This is a genomic window from Paenibacillus sp. Y301 (assembly GCF_059445505.1).
Window position 1 is genome coordinate 239046 of sequence record NZ_JCAIUL010000005.1, and the last position, 18566, is coordinate 257611.

Here is an 18566-nt window from a genome sequence, read left to right on the forward strand (position 1 = left end):
TTTCTACATATCTCACACATTCTTGTATACTATTTCTCACTTAGCTTACCATATCTATTTAGAACTGCGATAACTCATGACATGGTAATGTCGTCCAAAAAAAAACCTCCGAAGGATATCGGAGGCTTCAAACTTCGTCTTTAATATGGTGCTTCCATTGAAAAACGGCCTAATTTACCAGCACGGAGTTCCCGGAGTAACGTACGACAAGCTTTCTCCAAGTCCACTCTTCCGCCGCTAACAATACAACCACGTTTACGACCAATTTCCTCCATGATCGAAACAATTTCGTCAGGATTCTCGTAATCCGTTGGTTGTTCACATTGAAGATCAAACCGTTCTTTGAAAGGAACCCAATAGTATTTCGCAAGATATTTAATTGCAAAAAAAGCTACATCCTCTGCATTTAGGGTTTCTTCTTTAATCGCTCCAGTTACCGCTAGGCGATAACCTACATTCATATCTTCAAACTTAGGCCATAGTATCCCTGGTGTATCCAGTAATTCCATTTCCTTGCTCACTTTAATCCATTGTTGACCTTTAGTCACACCTGGACGATCTCCTGTTATAGCAACACTTCGTCCCGCAAGCTTATTGATCAATGTAGATTTACCTACGTTAGGAATACCTACAATCAATGCACGAATAGCTCTTGGATTCATGCCTTTAGAAATCTGCTTATCAAGCTTTGCTTTCAACAATACTTTAAGTTGTGTTGGAATTTCTTTCATTCCTGTACCTGTTGATGCATCAACAGGGAAAGCTAGATGTCCTTCTTTTTTGAAATAATCTAACCATTCTCTTGTTACTTCCGCATCTGCTAAATCCGCTTTATTGAGAATAATAAGTCGAGGTTTCCCCCCAAGTATTTCATCAATCATCGGATTGCGGCTTGATAGCGGAAGTCGTGCATCAACCAGTTCAATAACCGCATCTATTAGCTTTAATTGTTCTTGAATTTGGCGGCGGGCTCTAGTCATATGACCAGGGAACCATTGAATCGTCACCGTCATCACCTCATCTTCTTTACCACAACGAATCCATGAATCTCATGGTGTTAATGGTTAATCCATTCCATATCTTTCACTGGCCAGAAAATTACATCCGCACGGCCTACAATATCACCAAGTGGAACATATCCAATCATCCGACTATCAGTACTATCTGATCGGTTATCTCCCATCGCAAATACATGTCCTTCAGGCACTGTACCATCCGGAAACTTTTCGTTAGGGAAATCTTTATTGTTATATGTCATGTTTTCTTTGTGTCTGCTGTCGATCTCATCCTGTATGTAGGGCTCATCAATAGGTTCCCCATTCACGTAAACGGTATCCCCAACCACCTTAACGGTGTCTCCAGCAACGGCAATAACTCGTTTAATAAAATCTCTACCTTCAGAGGGAACATGAAACACGATAACTTCGCCCTTCTTAGGATCTCGAATATCAAACAGAATTTCATTCACAATTAAACGTTCTCCCGTGTGAAAGTTAGGCTTCATAGAAGGTCCATCTACAATAAATGGTTTAAAAAGAAGCCAACGAATAAGTACAACCAGAATCACAGCGATAATAATCGCCTTAAGCCACTCCATTATTTCATTGTTTCCTTTTTTCGCTGGTTTATCATCATGCTCTTTCAATTCAGCTGTATCTGGCTGAACTTCCAAGTCCTGCTGCATCATTCATCGCCCTCTCTAAACCTAATGAAATGCAATTGGAAAAAGGATAGAAAACGTCTTTTTAACATTCTCGAAAAGAAAAGCTCCTTGCAGGAGCTTAATTACCTCATAAATAAAGGCATAATTTAACCATATACCATATTTATCCTAAAACGAAAGGGACTTGAAATCAAGCCCCTTAACGTTGTCCGTTTATTAACGGCGAATTTCTTTAATTCTTGCTGCTTTACCGCGTAGATCGCGAAGATAGAAGAGTTTAGCACGACGCACTTTACCACGACGAGTCACTTCAATTTTCTCGAGTTTAGGCGAGTTAAGTGGGAAAGTTCTTTCCACACCAACACCGTAAGAAATTTTACGTACTGTAAAAGTTTCTCCGATTCCGCCACCACGACGCTGAATGACAACACCTTCGAACAATTGGACACGCTCACGTGTTCCCTCGATAACTTTTACATGTACTTTCAAAGTATCTCCAGGGCGAAAGTTTGGCAAATCTGTGCGAAGTTGATCTTGAGTAATCGCTTGTAGGATATTCATATTAGAATTCCCTCCTTCCATACAGGTGTTCTTGCCTCTTCCAAAGAAATAACATTCTCTTTCATTATCGACAGAGGACCACCGTATTCATACACAACAGGATTAAGTATAGCATAGGTTTCTATCTCCATGCAAGATTTTTTATATTCTATGAACATATAAAGATTCACACTTTTTCACTATTGTATTTTTAAACTAAAAAATGATAAACCCATTGACAAATCATGGATATTGAATAAAATAAATATAACGTCAAAATAATTATAACGTTCACAAAAATTTGTAGGAGTGATTCACATGGCTGAGATTGCCCTATCCAAAAAACCAGGACTAAAAGAATTAAAAGTTAACAGACCTTTTATGCTTCTTCTTGTAGCTAAAGTCATTTCGCGCTTTGGTGATTCCATTGATTCGATTGCTTATAGTTGGATGGTCTATTTACTCACGGGATCTAAAGTTCTCATGGGCACCTTATTTTCCATAAATTTCATACCAGGGATTCTCTTCAGCATCTTCACTGGTGTATTTGTAGATCGATGGAATCCGCGTATAATCATCATGATCGCTGATATAAGCCGAGGTACTATGGTGATTGTAACGGGATTACTATACTGGTCAGGCCTTTTACAACCTTGGCATTTATTCTTGTTCACATGTATCAACTCCACGTTTGAATCTTTTGCTTCTCCTGCAGAAATGTCACTTGTTCCTCGTATTCTTCCCAAAGCACTTCTACTCAGCGGCAATTCCCTCAGTTCTTCTGCTGGACGGATAGCTGAATTGGCTGGACTCGCGACTGCAGGAGCACTCATTGGACTGTTGGGAATATCAGGAGCCATTATCCTCGATGGATTAACCTTTATAGTTTCAGCAATTCTAATCGCTTGTATCGCTATACCTTCTGAACCTTCTACTGCCTCGAGTCCATCGAATAGACAACCTACATCCTACTTTCAACAATTTAAAGAAGGATTTACATTCATCGCTTCTCATAGACTCCTACTGATCATTATGTTTGTAGCCGTCTTTGTTAACTTTTGCCTTGCTCCATTCAATGTACTGAACACTGTCTATGTAAAAGAACTGCTTCACGCAGGACCTATTGGGTTATCTATACTTGGAATCGCGCTAATGACGGGTATGGTTGCCAGTGGTCTATGGGTAAGTGTTAAAGGTTCCTCTTATAGAAAAAGCGTTCTGATCGTATGTGGGTTCATACTACTCGGCATAAATTACGCATTATTATTCATACCCGTAGCTTTTCCTACCTATTCCCTTTATTCAGCTGCACTCTTTAGCTTTGGAATGGGTATTGCCACTCCTCTTGTAAGCACACCTACAGGAACCTATTTAATGGAGGTTACACCCAAAGAAATGCTTGGAAGAGTTGGTTCTTTATTCAACGTGGTCTGCACATGTGCTATGCCTGTAGGAAGTCTATTAGCAGGAATAGTTGCAGAACTCATACCCGTGCATATCATATATCTCATATTAGGTGGATTTCTGATGATTCCAGCTATCTTTTTAGTGACTCAGAAGAGTTTCATGAAAGTATAATTCAATTTTTTGAACTTTATCCACGTGCAGACTATAATGAGTAAGTGCAGAGCTTGCATAAATACAGGATCTTATGATTGAGGTGCACGTGGATGGAGACAATAACATTAACAACTCTTGAGGAAATCAGAATATTTTCAGACCCTTACAGAATGGATATCATCGATGAATTTCAGAGGTTAAATCGACCCGCCACCGTTAAGGAAATTGCAGATATTATGGGTGAAGTACCTGCTAAGGTATATTATCACGCCAAAAAACTAATGAGTATTGGACTACTTACACTGGACCATACACAGCAAATCAACGGTATTACAGCGAAGTATTATCAAGCTTTTCAGGGCACGATTGCTGTTAAACGTAGTGAAACCGATACTCCTACTCACAATGTTCTATCTGAAACACAGAAATTACTTGGGGACATATATGAAAAGAATAAACAACGATTTCTCAGCATGGTTAGTATCGATAATAACAGTAAAGCCCATATCAGCAATCAAACCGTCTACCTGACGAAAGAGGAAGTCGAACAATTCTTGGAGATGATTAATCAATTCTATGAGACACATAAACAACCACAACCTCACAACGAGCAAGATAAATACGAATTCTTTACATCCATAGTCAAGGAGAAATCCACTAATCAGGACAAATTGTCCTAATCATACATATTATATAAAAAAGCCACCGAAGACATGATGTTAGTAGCACATCAGATCAAGGTGGCTTTTTTATTTACATGTTGCTTCTTAAACCTGTTTCAAAAATTCTACAATGGTCAGAAGACCTTTATCGAAGTTGTCCAAATTGAAATGTTCATTTGGTGCATGTAGATTCTCATCAGGTAATCCAAAACCCATCAATACAACAGGAACGTTTAACAAACGGCCAAATGTTTCGACAATTGGAATGGAACCTCCATCTTTTGTGAATACGGGACGAACCCCATATACCTCGTTAAATGCTTCTGCAGCCTTTTGTAGAACAGGTGTAGTCGTATCCATCGTAAACGGATTTCCTTTTTCACGTTGAATAACAGACACATTAGCACCCACAGGTACATTGGCATGAATATGTCGTTCGATTTTATCAAGAATATCTTGTGGCTTCTGATATCCTACAAGACGGCAAGTAATCTTCGCATGTGCTTCCTTCGGAATAACAGTCTTCGATCCTTCACCTTGGAATCCACCATATACGCCGTTTAGCTCTAGAGTTGGACGAGCTCCTGTTCTTTCCACAAAGGAGTATCCTTCCTCTCCATAAAGGGCATCTAGACCTAGATCTTGTTGTAATTTATTCTCATCAATCGATTGTTTTACAAATTCAGCTCGCATCTCAGGTGACAACTCAGGTACATCCTCATAGAACCCTTCCACGTTCACACGACCTTGATCATCATGAAGCGTAGCTAGAAGTGTCACAATCGCATGTAGTGCGTTAGGAACGCCTCCACCGAACGTACCCGAATGTAGGTCAGTATTGGCTGTTGTGATCTGAACATCTAGAGAACAAAGTCCACGTAAGCCGACACATATCGCAGGTCTACCTTTTTCAAGCAACGATGTATCCGAGATTAGCACTACATCTGCTGCCAATTCCGCACTGCGTTCTTCCAAGAAGGATGGTAAGTTCGGACTTGTTACTTCCTCTTCACCCTCGATACAGAATTTAATATTTACAGGAAGCTCTTTCTCTTGCTTAAGAAGTGCTTCCACGGCTTTGATATGTAGAAATACTTGACCTTTATCATCTGTTGCTCCGCGAGCAAAGATCTTATCTCCACGAATCGTTGGTTCAAATGGAGGTGTCTCCCACAGATTTAGCGGGTCAACTGGCTGTACATCATAATGTCCATATACAAGTACAGTCGGTTTACCTGGAGCATGTAAATGGTCAGCCGTTACAATCGGATGTCCCGCAGTTTGATGAATGGTTACATTCTCAAGGCCTGCTTTCGTTAACGAATCTGCAAGCCAGTCTGCCGCACGTATAACATCTGACTTATGTTCAGATAGGGCAGAGATACTCGGTATGGATAACCATTCTTTTAATTCATTTAAATGTTGTTCTCTTAGGTTTTCAAAATAGACTTTATAATCCATCTTGTTCCTCCCCTTCCATTCTATAAATGATTAGTATTATGGAGCTCCTTCAGATACTTCTTATCTTGCGCTGTAAGCTCAAGCTTATCAAGTAGATCCGGACGACGTGTAAAAGTTCGCTTCAACGCTTGCTGTCTACGCCATACATCTATATTAGCATGATGACCACTCAACAGCATGTCCGGAACCTTCCAGCCACGAAATTCAGCAGGTCTTGTGTAGTGTGGATACTCTAGAAGACCTGTGCTGAATGAATCTGTCACGGCTGACATCTCATTACCTAATACACCTGGTAACAATCGTACTACAGCATCGATAACAGTCATAGCAGGAATCTCTCCACCTGTAAGAACATAGTCACCTACAGACAACTCATCCGTGACTAGATGTTCACGAATTCGTTCATCGTATCCTTCATAATGTCCACATATAAAGATGAGATGTTCCTCTTGTGATAATTCTTCAGCCTTTTTCTGTGTAAATGTTTCTCCTTGTGGACACATTAGGATCACACGTGCCGGCTTATCGCTAGAAGTCATAACATGTTCTACAGCAGCAAAAATAGGTTCCGGCTTCAACACCATACCGCCTCCTCCACCATAAGGAGTATCATCGACCGTATGATGTTTACTTAAAGAGAAGTCTCTGAAATTGATGGCATTCAAAGACACGATTCCTTTGTCGTTCGCTTTGCCTAAAATACTACTCTCGAATACCCCTGTAAACATCTCAGGAAATAAGGTAAGCACATCTACCTTCATAATTATAACAATCCTTCCATGAGGTAAACCTTAACCTTCTTATTACTAACATCCACATCTAACACGACATCGTCGATCACTGGAATTAGAATATCTGGACCAGAAGCTGGTTTAACTACCCACACATCATTTGCACCAGGAGATATGATCTCAGTAATTATGCCAAGTGGCTTATCTTCATTCTCATCCGTAAACACACTGCATCCAATGATTTCATGATAATAGTATTCATTGTCTGGCAGTTCAACAAGATCAGTCTGAGATACTTTAAGCATACTTCCTTTGTATTTCTCAACCTGATTTATGTTTGTAAAGCCTTCTAACTTGAGAACGTACATATTCTTATGGAAACGTGCGGACTCTACAGTAATCCAGAATGATGGTGTTCCGTCCCCAGGAATCAAGAATAAACGTTTCCCTTTTGCGAAACGTTCTTCTGGAAAATCTGTGATCGGCAATACTTTGATTTCACCCTTAATTCCATGCGTATTCACCAATTTACCAACTGTTAATAATTGCTCAGACATATTCTCCTCCTACAAAAAAAGCGTTCTTACGCGCAGAATACTTTAGTTCATGCTTAATCTTACATCTTCAGCATGTACGAAAAAGGGCTAGGACATGCATCCTAACCCACTTTCGTAAATCTTTAAGATATGATATCCACGGTTACGCGTTTGTCCATTTTGACTGCTGCAGATGTGACTACTGAGCGAAGGGCTTTGGCAATTCTACCTTGTTTACCTATAACCTTACCCACGTCATCAGGATGAACGGACAATTCATAGACAACAAGATGATCCTTCTCCACCGTCTTCACGGTCACATCTTCAGGATGATCCACCAAAGCCTTAGCAATAACACTAACTAATTCTTCCATAGATACCCCTCACGATCAGTCATTATTTCTGTAACTTAAGTTCATGGAATTTCTTCATAACGCCTGCTTTACTAAGCAAGTTACGAACTGTATCTGATGCTTGTGCACCTGTTTGAAGCCATGCCAAAGCTTTATCTTCATCAATCTTAACTACCGCCGGTTGTTCAACTGGATTGTAGTAACCAATTTCTTCGATAAAACGACCATCACGCGGGGAACGGGAATCCGAAACCACGATACGGTAGAACGGCGCTTTATGAGCACCAATGCGTTTAAGACGAATACGTACTGCCACAAAATTCACCTCCTTCAAAAAATAAACTCATGATTTAGTATTTTAACGGAAAGGAAACTTCATGCCGCCTTTGCCTGCTAATCCTTTTAACTGCTTCATTGCTTTGCCTTTTGGACCTTTAGGTCCCATCATATCTGAGAATTGTTTCATCATTTTGCGCATCTCATCAAACTGTTTGATCAGTCGGTTTACTTCGGCAATATTGGTTCCACTACCTACTGCAATCCGTTTACGTCGTTTATGGTCAATAATCTCAGGATGTTGCTTTTCATGTTTCGTCATTGAGAACACAATGGCTTCAATACGACCCATTTGTTTATCGTCTACTTTAATATCTTTAGCCTGCTTCATCTTGCCCATACCAGGAATCATGTCCATAATTTGGTCAAGCGGTCCTAACTTCTTCACTTGATCCATTTGCTCTAGGAAATCATCGAACGTAAATTCTGAATTACGCATCTTACGTTCCATTTCCTTCGCTTTCTCAACGTCGATGTTAGACTGGGCTTTCTCAATTAGAGATAACATATCTCCCATACCTAGAATACGTGAAGCCATCCGTTCTGGATGGAAAGGCTCCAAAGCATCAATTTTCTCACCTAGTGCAGCAAATTTAATCGGGCAACCCGTTACTGCTTTGACTGAGAGAGCAGCACCCCCACGTGTATCACCATCTAACTTGGTGAGTACAACCCCTGTGAGTGCAAGTTGATTATTAAAGTTATCCGCAACGTTTACCGCATCCTGTCCAGTCATGGCATCTACCACAAGCAAGACCTCATCTGGATTAACTTCAGCATGAATCTGACGTAATTCTTCCATCAAGGTTTCATCAATATGAAGTCGTCCGGCTGTATCTACAATCAGATAATCATGTCCATGATCCTTAGCATGCTGCAAGGCTTGTTTAGCAATCTCAACAGGACTAACCTTGTCTCCGAGTGAAAATACGGGAACTTTGATTTGTTCTCCCAACACTTCCAACTGCTTAATGGCTGCAGGTCGATAAATATCTCCAGCTACAAGTAAAGGACGACTATTCTGCTTCTGAAGCAACTTAGCTAATTTACCAGAGGTTGTTGTCTTACCTGCACCCTGTAAACCAACCATCATAATCACAGTAGGAGGTTTATTGGACTTCGCAAGCTTAGCCTGACTTCCACCCATTAGTTCAGTCAATTCTTTATTAACAATGTCAATTATAATCATGCCTGGAGTAAAGCTGTCCATAACTTCTTTGCCAATGGACTTTTCTTTCACTTTGGCAACGAATTCCTTGACTACTTTGAAATTAACGTCTGCTTCCAATAAAGCAAGACGTACTTCACGCATCGCTTCATTTACATCGTCCTCAGACACTTTGCCTTTGCCGCGAAGCTTACTAAACACGTTCTGCAGCCTACCTGTTAATCCTTCAAATGCCATTCGCTGCCACCTCCCTACAACTATTCATATACTTGCAAACGATCTAATATTGTAACGATCTTATCCATATCTTCTGTTGAAACATCCACCGTAGTAAGTAGATGTCTTAATTGTTCTAGTTCATAATTACGTTGTTCATACTTTTGTAGAAGACTTAATTTCTCTTCATACATATCTAGAACTTGTTCTGCACGTTTAATGTGTTCATAGACTGCCTGCCGGCTTATTTCAAACTCAGCAGCAATTTCCCCAAGGGAAAAATCATCATGAAAGTAATACTTAAGGAAAGTCTGCTGCTTCTCAGTCAGCAGGTGTTCATAGAAATCAAACAGCCGATTTATTCGGTTTGTCTTCTCGAGCCTATCATCCTGACTCATTAAGAACACTCCCTTCGTCAAGGAAAAACACTTTACACTCAACGTCCCTAATAATACATAAAATAAAGAGAGATGTCAAGCAAATATCCTTGTCATCTCTCACCAAAGGTTTTCCCTACTTCAACTGCCTAAGAATGCTCACTGATTGGGCAGTAAATACAGAAACACAGAGAAGAAATGAAGTATACTTCCAGCTAATACGAACAGATGCCATATGGCATGGTGATAAGGAAATCCCCTCCATACGTAGAATACCGTTCCCAATGTAAACATGATTCCGCCAAGAGCTAGGAGTATGATTCCTCCCGAAGGTATAGCGGCTGTTAACGGAACCCATGCGATCACAATCATCCAACCCATCAAGATATAGAAGATTGTCGACATGAATAGAAATCTTTTGACAAAGTATGCCTTGAAGAAACAACCTAGAATGGCAAACCCCCACACAATTCCGAATAAAGACCATCCCAAGGGTCCTCGAATGGCAACAAGCATAAAGGGTGTATAAGAACCTGCTATATAAAGATAAATTGACGAATGGTCAAAGATTTCAAACAGATCCTTTACTTTACCTTCCCTGAAGCTATGAACTAGTGTCGAGTTTAAATACAAAATGAGCATGGATGCTCCGTAGATGGTGAAACTTACAACATGCCACGGCGTCCCTTTCAAACTTGAGAACACAATCAGTAATACAAGTGCCACAATACTAAGAACCGTTCCAATGCCATGAGTGATCGCATTAGCCACTTCCTCACGGCGTGTGTAAACATGCGTATTAGCCATAAATGAAAGATCCTTTCAATAGATACTTATATATTAATTATACACCTGCTAAACATTAGAATCCACATCACACATGTCAATTTAAAAAGGCATCTGCAGCTCTGAAATCTGCAAATGCCTATCTATTATAACAACATGTAGTTATGCCTCCGGATGAGAAGACTCATCTGCATCCTCTTCTTCTTGAATCAATCCTGCAAATAAGGCATGAACGAACTGCTGCGAATCAAAGGGTTGTAAGTCTTCCATTTTCTCACCTAGACCTACTAACTTCACTGGAATGTTCATTTCCTGACGAATGGCAACAACAATCCCACCCTTAGCCGTACCATCTAACTTCGTAAGAACAAGACCCGTCACACCACTCTTCTCGCCAAAGAGCTTAGCTTGACTCAGGGCATTCTGTCCTGTTGTAGCATCCAATACCATCAAGACTTCATGAGGCGCACCTGGAATCTCACGCTGAATAACACGGAATATTTTGTTCAGCTCTTCCATTAGATTAGATTTATTCTGTAAGCGTCCTGCTGTATCACAGATAAGCACATCCACCTGACGTTGCTTCGCCGCTTGAACAGCATCATACATAACAGCTGCAGGATCTGAACCCGCTTGCTGTTTAATCACATCTACTCCTGCACGTTGACCCCATACTTCTAATTGCTCAATAGCTCCCGCACGGAAGGTATCCCCTGCTGCTAATAGCACCTTTTTACCTTCTTGTTTAAAGCGATAAGCCATTTTTCCAATCGTCGTTGTTTTCCCTACGCCATTTACGCCAACAAATAGAATGACAGTTATACCATCTTTATTCATTGTTAGGGCATTATCATCATCCCCACGGAGCAATTCCATCAACTTTTGAGACAAGATAGGCTGTAGTTCCAAAGCATTCTCGATTCTCTGTTTCTTCACTTCAGCACGTAACTCATCGATCAAAGTCATGACTGTGTTAATTCCTACGTCTGCACCAATCAGGATTTCTTCGAGTTCTTCATAGAATTCTTCATCTATTTTCTTACGTCGAATCATTAGATCCGATACCTTCTCTACAAATCCCTTGCGTGTTTTCTCAAGCCCATCACGAAACTGCTTCGTTACAGCTTCTGTTTTGTTCGAAATATTTTCTTTCAGTTTTTTAAAAAAACTCATATGCTTCCTCCATCTCTATATCTACCTCTAATTAAGCAATTTCAGCTTCATCATTCTCTAACTTCACAGATACCAGCTTGGACACGCCGCCTTCTTCCATCGTTACGCCATAAAGTACGTCGGCTTCTTCCATGGTTCCTTTACGGTGGGTAACCACAATGAACTGGGTCTGTTCCGAGAATTCACGCAAATATTGTGCAAACCGAACGACATTGGATTCATCCAACGCAGCTTCTACTTCATCCAATACGCAGAAAGGTACCGGCTTAACCTGTAGAATAGCAAACAAGAGTGCCATAGCAGTCAAAGCACGTTCCCCTCCAGAGAGGAGTTGTAGATTCTGAAGCTTTTTACCTGGTGGTTGAGCTACAATATCAATACCAGTATCCAACATATGTTCTGGATCAAGGAGAACAAGATCTGCTCTACCTCCCCCAAATAGCTTCATAAACACCGTACCGAATTCACGTCGGATCGCATCAAATGTCGCTTTGAACCTCTTGGACATTTCGTCATCCATTTCACGGATCACTTCATATAATGTTGTCTTGGCGCCTATGAGATCTTCCTTCTGCTCACTCAAGAATTCGTAGCGTTCATTGACGCGTTGATACTCCTCGATAGCTCCCAGATTCACCTCACCAAGAGATGCTATACTACGTTTCAGATCTCGAACTTCATTCTGAACCGCAGGCACATCGTCTGGTATAGGATAACGTTGCTTAGCCAATTCGTAGCTCAGTTCATAGTCTTCACTAAGCTTTTTAAGGATATTATCTAACTCTACATCCAGTCGATTTACGCCAACCTCCGTCTGACGAAGTTGTTCATCTACCGTGCGAAGTTGTGTCCGTTGTTCCTTCGTTTCGTTCTCTTGTAATTCCAGTTTTTTAGATAACTGCATCCGGGAAGCTCGTTTGAAATCAAGTTGTTGAGATGACTCTTCCTTCTTCAGCTTGTACTGGTTCATGTTCTCAATTTGCTGGGCTGCTTCATTAGCATTCGTAACTAGGTCCGCTTCAATAGAAGCTAACAAATTTTTAGTTTGACGTAAATCTCGGTCCTGAGAATCGAAATCTGTTTGCGAACGTAGAAGTTGTTCTTCCAGTGAGAAACATTCCTGATCAAGCTTTCCTTCTTTTACTTTGAGCTGCGTTAACTGACTCATAAGCTCGTCTTTCGCAGATTCACTGGCTTTACGAGCGAACTCTGCCGCTTGAAGTGCCTGATGAGCAGACTGTTCCCGTTCTTCTAATTCAGCAAGTTTCTTCACAGCCTGTTCACGACTCTGGTCTAGCACTTTATTCTCTTCTGTAAATCCAGTCTTCTCTTGACCTGCTACTTCAACCTGTTCCATCACATGACGTAACTCATGCTGGAGTTGCTTCAGGTCTCCTGCAGCTTGTTGTTCTTCTATCCGCTTATCATCACCAGCTTGTCGAAGATCATCGAGCTTCTTCTGGGTCTTGGTTAATTGATTCTTAAGTTGTTGAATATTCTCTTGAAGTTTAATTAAATGTTTCTCTGTCTCTGCAATCTCTTGATCCAGGGAATCTAACTGACGTTTACGACTAAGTAAGTTGTTATTCTTCTTATGTTGACTACCACCTGTCATTGATCCGCCCGCATTGACTACATCACCTTCAAGGGTAACTACTCGGAATCTGTATTGACATCTGGAAGCGATTTTATTTGCGTCTTCTAACGTTTCCGCAATAATAACATTCCCAAGCAAACTACCTACAACTGAAGCATAGGTTGCATCGTACTGTACCAAATCTGCTCCTATACCTACAAACCCACCCGCTCCTTCAATAATAGAGCGATCACTTGCCGAGATATTTCTTGCTCTCATAACATCCAAAGGCAAGAAAGTCGCACGTCCAAGTTGACGCTGTTTCAGAAAGGCAATGGCCTGACGGGATACAGATTCATTATCCATAACAACATGTTGAAGAGATGCACCCATCGCCGTCTCCATGGCAAGTTCTAACTTCTCTGGTACGGTAATAAGTTCAGCGACAGCTCCGTGCACACCACTAAGTAGAGATTTACGGGAAGCCTTCAGGACTTCTTTTACACCCAACATAAATCCATCGAAGTCATCTTGCATTTCCTTCATGGTATCACGACGTGAAGTCTGTGCTTCACGTTTCTGTTCCCATTTACGTAATGTACCTTGGGTTTCTTCTAAGAGCTTCTGTACAGATTGATAACGTTCGCTCTCAGTTATATATCCTCCACGTAGCTCTCTGATCTCATTTGCAAATTTCTCTATAGCCTTATCGAGATGCAGTTTGCGTTCCAACAGCTCTTCCTTCTGACCTTCCCATTTCCCCGTCTCTTCTTCAGCACGGTTCATTCGACGAGAAAGTGTTTCCTTCTGCTGGTCTGCATAACGGATTTCGTTACGGGCTTGTGCCATTTCATTCATCAGTTCAAGTAGTGAACCTTTTAGAGTCTCTTCTTGTTGTTGACTAATTCCACCTGTGACTCCAACCAACTTCGCTTCTTCACCGGACAAATGATGACGTAGTTCCTTAAGTTCTTCCTGTAATGCTTCCAGTTTACTCTTCATGAGGGACAATTCAGCTCGTCTGTCCTCGACTCTCTCATCCCCAGTCGATAACGTCTCCACCAACTGTTCCCGATGTCCTTCTAGATTTCGCTTTCGCTCCCTAAGAACTTCACCCTGTCCTTCACTCTTCTCATAAGCTTCACTATATTGCAACAACTCATCTTGTAATGTCTCAACTTCTTGCTCAAGCTTCCGAAGTTTTGAACGATCACTTTCTAACATCGCATCATGAGCAGATACAACAGTAGATAGTTCAAGTTGTTGTTGCTGCAAGCCTGTAAGCTTGTTCGTAGCTTCGGTCCAATTCGTATGGATTTGTTCTATTTGATGAACATACATCGAAATTTCTTTACTTTTCAATTGTTCACGAAGTTGCTTGAAATGTACTGCTTTCTCCGACTGTTCTTTTAAAGGATCAATCTGGACTTCCAATTCGCTCACTAAGTCATGAATACGCAACAAATTTTGTTCCGTCTCATCTAGTTTACGCATCGCATCTTTTTTGCGAGATTTATACTTTACGATCCCAGAAGCCTCTTCAAATATCCCCCGACGATCCTCTGAGCGTGTACTAAGAATTTCTTCAATACGACCTTGTCCGATGATGGAATAAGCCTCTTTACCTATCCCTGTATCCATAAACAATTCAGTAATATCTTTGAGACGGCATGATTGCTTATTAATTAGATATTCACTGTCTCCGTTACGATGTACTCGGCGTGTAACCGTTACTTCGTTGAAGTCTAATGGCAGGACGTGGTCCTCATTATCTAACGTCAGTGAAACCTCACCAAAATTAACAGCTTTACGTGAATCACTACCGGCAAATATGATATCTTCCATCTTGCCACCACGTAGTGATTTAGCACTTTGCTCTCCCAAAACCCAACGAATACCATCAGAAATGTTACTCTTACCGCTACCGTTAGGGCCGACTACAGCCGTTATGCCTCTGACGAATTCCATTTCTGTTTTATCGGCAAAAGATTTGAAACCTGCTAATTCAATCCGTTTCAAAAACATATTCCCTAAATCACCTCTAAACCTTATAATACCACAACTTCTTCAAGTGAAAACACTACTAAAAAAAGCATTTGGTTAACTTCAAAAGTTAAACATGGCTTCATTCTCCAACATTATTAATTCCACTTCAACCATTTCATTAAATAAAGAGCAAAAAGCAGTCTTTGGCTCATACATCTGCCCATCTTGCACGACTGCTCTTTGCTCTTAAGTTATGAATGTTCTAACTTACGAATCTTATGATTCGGTTAGCTTCAACTGACTGAGTGCAACTGCCGCAGCTTGCTGCTCAGCTTCTTTCTTTGATCTACCGTTACCTTTTCCGATACGTTCATTGCCCATATAAACTTCAGAAACAAATTCACGTTCGTGTGCCGGGCCTCGTTCTTCAACGATTCGATATTCTAACTGTCCCATATTGTGATGTTGGGTGAATTCTTGTAGTTCAGTCTTATAATCACTCATTTGGAGCTTTCCGCTCTCAGATACTTGCGGAAATACATATCGTTCCAAAAATAAGCGAGCTGCTTCAATTCCCTGATCCAAATATAATGCCCCGATAAAAGCTTCAAAAACATCAGCAAGTAAAGCTGGACGCGTACGTCCCCCTGTTAGTTCTTCACCTTTACCTAGCAATACATATTGACCAAAGCTCAAAGCTTCAGCGAACTTAACAAGAGATGGCTCACATACAATCGCTGCACGAAGTTTAGTAAGTTCACCCTCCGGTTTCGTTGGAAACAGGTTGTACAAGAATTCGGATACCGTAAGTTCCAGCACAGCATCTCCTAGAAATTCTAGGCGTTCATTATCATGATGCTGGCTGAAACGGTGCTCATTGACATAAGAAGCGTGAGTAAAGGCTTGCTTCAAGAGAAGTTTATTATGAAATTGGACATGAAGTTGTTGCTGTAAATGCTTCAGATCACCGCTCAACAAACTGTCCCCTTAAACTTCATATTTTTTTAATATAATCGATGCATTGTGTCCACCAAATCCAAAAGAGTTGGACATTACAATATTTAAATCTGCTGGTCTAGCAACATTTGGAACGTAATCCAAATCACATTGAGGATCAGGCTCATCCAAATTAATCGTAGGAGGTATCGTTTGATTACGCAAAGCGAGAGCACATATGACAGCTTCTACACCACCCGCAGCACCAAGTAAATGTCCTGTCATGGATTTAGTAGAACTAACCGCTACCTTATATGCGTGATCTCCAAGAGCCATCTTGATGGCTTTCGTCTCTGATATATCGCCTACACCCGTTGATGTGCCATGAGCATTGATATAATCGACGTCTTCAGGACGAATTCCCGCCGTTCTCATCGCCATCTTCATACAACGAGCAGGACCATTAGGATCTGGATCTGTCATATGATGAGCATCTGCACTCAGACCATAACCAAGAACTTCTGCAATAATATTCGCACCGCGCTTCTGTGCATGCTCTAACGATTCCAAGACGAGCACGCCAGCCCCTTCTCCCATGACGAATCCATCACGGTTTGTATCAAAAGGACGACTTGCTTTCTCGGGTTCATCATTACGTGTAGACATCGCACGCATAGCACAGAATCCCGCTACGCCCGTGGGGCGTATTGTTGCTTCAGCACCACCACAGATCATTACATCGGCTTCACCATTCTGGATCCATCTAACAGAGTCTCCAATGGCATGTGAACCTGATGCACAAGCGGATACAGAAGCTAGATTCGGCCCTTTAGCACCTAGTAAGATAGATAAATGACCTGACGCCATATTACCGATCATCATAGGAATAAAGAACGGACTTACACGTTTGGGACCTTTCTCCAACAAAATGTTATGTTGATCTTCCCACGTTCCTAAGCCCCCAATACCAGAACCAATAATTACACCGACACGTTCCGGATCGGAATCATTAGCAATATCGAGACCACTGTTCTGTACCGCCATCATTCCAGCTGCTGACGCAAACTGAACGAACCGATCCATCTTACGCATTTCTTTACGATCTACGTAGTCTTCGGCATTAAATTCCTTCACTGAAGAAGCAATTCTTGTGCTGTAATCACTAACATCAAAAGACTCTATCTGAGAAACTCCAGATTTGCCAGCCATGAGGTTACTCCATAGACTATCTAAATCTTGACCTAATGAAGTCACAACGCCCATACCGGTTATCACTACTCTATGATTCAACGCATTCACCTCTATAATAGACTGCATATGCATAATTTTCGTTATTTAACTTTGAACTAAGAACGCTTGTACATCAGTAACGTCCCGAAGATATGGAGAAGTCCCGCCTATAAGCAGGATCGGGACTTACCAATGAAGGATTTTAGGTGTGAGATTGTATGTAGTTAACAACTTCTCCCACGCTTGTAATTTTCTCTGCATCTTCATCAGAGATTTCAATATCAAATTCATCTTCCAATTCCATAACTAATTCAACAACGTCAAGAGAATCAGCACCAAGATCATCTTTAAAAGATGATTCTAATGTAACCTCGGCTTCGTCAGCACCTAAGCGATCGACGACGATGCGTTTTACACGCTCCAATACATCGGACATCCGGTTCACCTCCTCCTCTTTGGTATTATACGAGAATTTTTTTCAAAATGCTACATCACCATTCCGCCATCCACATGTAAGGTCTGGCCTGTCATATAGGACGCGCTATCAGAAGCCAAGAAAGCCACCACTTTGGCGATCTCCTCTGGCTGTCCAAGGCGTGCTAGTGGGATATCAGCTATAAGCTTGCCCCGCAAGTCTTCTGACAACTCCTTGGTCATATCCGTATCAATAAAACCAGGAGCTACACAGTTAACGGTTATCCCTCGCGAAGCAAGCTCACGAGCAGATGATTTGGTAAGCCCAATCACACCTGCTTTCGCTGCAACATAATTGGCTTGACCTGCATTACCAAGAACGCCTACAACGGATGAAATATTAATAATCCGACCATAACGTTGTTTCATCATGGGACGGGTCACCGCTTTTAAACAGTTAAACACACCTTTGAGGTTCGTTTCAATAACAGAATCGAATTCTTCCTCTTTCATACGCATAATTAGATTATCTCTAGTAATACCAGCATTATTCACCAGAATGTCAATACGTCCCAAGGCATTAATCGTTTCTTTAATCAAATTCTCTGCCTGTTCACTATTACCGACATTCGCTTTCAGAGCTACTGATTCTACTCCCAAAGCATGAATCTCAGCAACAACTTCTTGTGCAGCGACCTCATTACCTGAATAATTAACTATGACATTTGCACCTAAACTGGCTAGATTAAGAGCTATGCTACGCCCTATACCACGTGAAGCCCCCGTTACAAGTGCAACTTGTCCGCTTAAAGGTTTGGACATTTCAAAGTTCCTCCTTTCTCCAAGTATACATTTGTAAACT

19 protein-coding genes are annotated in these 18566 nt (G+C 41.2%); 2 read left to right on the forward strand and 17 right to left on the reverse strand.

What is annotated here, in order from left to right:
- Positions 1–140: 140 nt before the first annotated feature.
- From ylqF to rplS, 3 genes are all read right to left on the reverse strand, one after another.
- On the reverse strand, positions 141–1007 hold the full coding sequence (ylqF, locus tag AC1D69_RS11440; RefSeq protein WP_495456285.1) for a ribosome biogenesis GTPase YlqF: 867 nt from the start codon (positions 1005–1007) through the stop codon (positions 141–143).
- A 50-nt stretch (positions 1008–1057) separates the two neighbouring features.
- The gene (gene lepB, locus AC1D69_RS11445) at positions 1058–1597 is read right to left on the reverse strand and encodes a signal peptidase I (RefSeq protein WP_495456394.1); all 540 of its coding nucleotides are present in this window, start codon (positions 1595–1597) and stop codon (positions 1058–1060) included.
- 282 nt (positions 1598–1879) lie between these two features.
- Positions 1880–2224 carry a 50S ribosomal protein L19 gene (gene rplS, locus AC1D69_RS11450; protein WP_068531820.1) on the reverse strand — a complete coding sequence of 115 codons (345 nt, stop codon included), beginning with the start codon at positions 2222–2224 and terminating at the stop codon, positions 1880–1882.
- A 297-nt stretch (positions 2225–2521) separates the two neighbouring features.
- On the opposite strand from rplS, the gene AC1D69_RS11455 reads away from it, so the two are divergent.
- Together AC1D69_RS11455 and AC1D69_RS11460 are read left to right on the forward strand one after the other, a co-directional pair.
- Entirely contained in the window at positions 2522–3781 is a 1260-nt protein-coding gene (locus AC1D69_RS11455) for an MFS transporter (protein WP_495456286.1), read from the forward strand.
- Positions 3782–3873: 92 nt separating this feature from the next.
- Positions 3874–4443, forward strand: coding sequence for an ArsR/SmtB family transcription factor (locus AC1D69_RS11460; protein WP_495456287.1), 570 nt, complete (start codon positions 3874–3876; stop codon positions 4441–4443).
- Positions 4444–4530: 87 nt separating this feature from the next.
- Here AC1D69_RS11460 and AC1D69_RS11465 read toward each other — a convergent pair whose 3' ends face one another.
- The 14 genes from AC1D69_RS11465 to fabG form a co-directional block, all read right to left on the reverse strand.
- Positions 4531–5886, reverse strand: coding sequence for a dipeptidase (locus AC1D69_RS11465; RefSeq protein ID WP_495456288.1), 1356 nt, complete (start codon positions 5884–5886; stop codon positions 4531–4533).
- 20 nt (positions 5887–5906) lie between these two features.
- Positions 5907–6647, reverse strand: a complete 741-nt coding sequence (gene trmD / locus AC1D69_RS11470) for a tRNA (guanosine(37)-N1)-methyltransferase TrmD (protein WP_495456289.1) — start codon at positions 6645–6647, stop codon at positions 5907–5909.
- 2 nt (positions 6648–6649) lie between these two features.
- Complete coding sequence (gene rimM, locus AC1D69_RS11475) at positions 6650–7174, reverse strand: ribosome maturation factor RimM (RefSeq protein ID WP_495456290.1); 525 nt, start codon at positions 7172–7174, stop codon at positions 6650–6652.
- A 122-nt stretch (positions 7175–7296) separates the two neighbouring features.
- Positions 7297–7527, reverse strand: coding sequence for a KH domain-containing protein (locus AC1D69_RS11480; RefSeq protein ID WP_495456291.1), 231 nt, complete (start codon positions 7525–7527; stop codon positions 7297–7299).
- Between the two features lie 22 nt (positions 7528–7549).
- On the reverse strand, positions 7550–7822 hold the full coding sequence (gene rpsP, locus AC1D69_RS11485) for a 30S ribosomal protein S16 (protein WP_495456292.1): 273 nt from the start codon (positions 7820–7822) through the stop codon (positions 7550–7552).
- Positions 7823–7864: 42 nt separating this feature from the next.
- Positions 7865–9247, reverse strand: coding sequence for a signal recognition particle protein (gene ffh, locus AC1D69_RS11490; protein WP_495456293.1), 1383 nt, complete (start codon positions 9245–9247; stop codon positions 7865–7867).
- Between the two features lie 20 nt (positions 9248–9267).
- Positions 9268–9624 carry a putative DNA-binding protein gene (locus tag AC1D69_RS11495; RefSeq protein ID WP_495456294.1) on the reverse strand — a complete coding sequence of 119 codons (357 nt, stop codon included), beginning with the start codon at positions 9622–9624 and terminating at the stop codon, positions 9268–9270.
- 138 nt (positions 9625–9762) lie between these two features.
- On the reverse strand, positions 9763–10410 hold the full coding sequence (gene trhA / locus AC1D69_RS11500; RefSeq protein ID WP_495456295.1) for a PAQR family membrane homeostasis protein TrhA: 648 nt from the start codon (positions 10408–10410) through the stop codon (positions 9763–9765).
- Between the two features lie 141 nt (positions 10411–10551).
- Positions 10552–11562, reverse strand: coding sequence for a signal recognition particle-docking protein FtsY (gene ftsY / locus AC1D69_RS11505; protein ID WP_495456296.1), 1011 nt, complete (start codon positions 11560–11562; stop codon positions 10552–10554).
- Positions 11563–11593: 31 nt separating this feature from the next.
- Complete coding sequence (gene smc / locus AC1D69_RS11510) at positions 11594–15163, reverse strand: chromosome segregation protein SMC (protein ID WP_495456297.1); 3570 nt, start codon at positions 15161–15163, stop codon at positions 11594–11596.
- 237 nt (positions 15164–15400) lie between these two features.
- A complete protein-coding gene (rnc, locus tag AC1D69_RS11515; protein WP_495456298.1) occupies positions 15401–16099 on the reverse strand; it encodes a ribonuclease III in 699 nt (232 codons plus the stop codon).
- A gap of 12 nt (positions 16100–16111) precedes the next feature.
- Positions 16112–17350, reverse strand: a complete 1239-nt coding sequence (fabF, locus tag AC1D69_RS11520; RefSeq protein ID WP_495456299.1) for a beta-ketoacyl-ACP synthase II — start codon at positions 17348–17350, stop codon at positions 16112–16114.
- 142 nt (positions 17351–17492) lie between these two features.
- Entirely contained in the window at positions 17493–17726 is a 234-nt protein-coding gene (acpP, locus tag AC1D69_RS11525) for an acyl carrier protein (protein WP_044877691.1), read from the reverse strand.
- A 50-nt stretch (positions 17727–17776) separates the two neighbouring features.
- Positions 17777–18526 carry a 3-oxoacyl-[acyl-carrier-protein] reductase gene (fabG, locus tag AC1D69_RS11530; RefSeq protein ID WP_495456300.1) on the reverse strand — a complete coding sequence of 250 codons (750 nt, stop codon included), beginning with the start codon at positions 18524–18526 and terminating at the stop codon, positions 17777–17779.
- Positions 18527–18566: the final 40 nt, after the last annotated feature.

Excerpts from the sequence above, each read along its gene's own strand:
- AC1D69_RS11495 (WP_495456294.1), bottom strand. The coding sequence starts at position 9,624 with ATGAGTCAGGATGATAGGCTCGAGAAGACAAACCGAATAAATCGGCTG.
- rplS (WP_068531820.1), bottom strand. The coding sequence starts at position 2,224 with ATGAATATCCTACAAGCGATTACTCAAGATCAACTTCGCACAGATTTG.
- trmD (WP_495456289.1), bottom strand. The coding sequence starts at position 6,647 with ATGAAGGTAGATGTGCTTACCTTATTTCCTGAGATGTTTACAGGGGTA.
- rimM (WP_495456290.1), bottom strand. The coding sequence starts at position 7,174 with ATGTCTGAGCAATTATTAACAGTTGGTAAATTGGTGAATACGCATGGA.
- AC1D69_RS11455 (WP_495456286.1), top strand. The coding sequence starts at position 2,522 with ATGGCTGAGATTGCCCTATCCAAAAAACCAGGACTAAAAGAATTAAAA.
- ftsY (WP_495456296.1), bottom strand. The coding sequence starts at position 11,562 with ATGAGTTTTTTTAAAAAACTGAAAGAAAATATTTCGAACAAAACAGAA.
- AC1D69_RS11465 (WP_495456288.1), bottom strand. The coding sequence starts at position 5,886 with ATGGATTATAAAGTCTATTTTGAAAACCTAAGAGAACAACATTTAAAT.
- acpP (WP_044877691.1), bottom strand. The coding sequence starts at position 17,726 with ATGTCCGATGTATTGGAGCGTGTAAAACGCATCGTCGTCGATCGCTTA.
- trhA (WP_495456295.1), bottom strand. The coding sequence starts at position 10,410 with ATGGCTAATACGCATGTTTACACACGCCGTGAGGAAGTGGCTAATGCG.
- fabG (WP_495456300.1), bottom strand. The coding sequence starts at position 18,526 with ATGTCCAAACCTTTAAGCGGACAAGTTGCACTTGTAACGGGGGCTTCA.
- smc (WP_495456297.1), bottom strand. The coding sequence starts at position 15,163 with ATGTTTTTGAAACGGATTGAATTAGCAGGTTTCAAATCTTTTGCCGAT.
- ffh (WP_495456293.1), bottom strand. The coding sequence starts at position 9,247 with ATGGCATTTGAAGGATTAACAGGTAGGCTGCAGAACGTGTTTAGTAAG.
- lepB (WP_495456394.1), bottom strand. The coding sequence starts at position 1,597 with ATGGAGTGGCTTAAGGCGATTATTATCGCTGTGATTCTGGTTGTACTT.
- AC1D69_RS11480 (WP_495456291.1), bottom strand. The coding sequence starts at position 7,527 with ATGGAAGAATTAGTTAGTGTTATTGCTAAGGCTTTGGTGGATCATCCT.
- AC1D69_RS11460 (WP_495456287.1), top strand. The coding sequence starts at position 3,874 with ATGGAGACAATAACATTAACAACTCTTGAGGAAATCAGAATATTTTCA.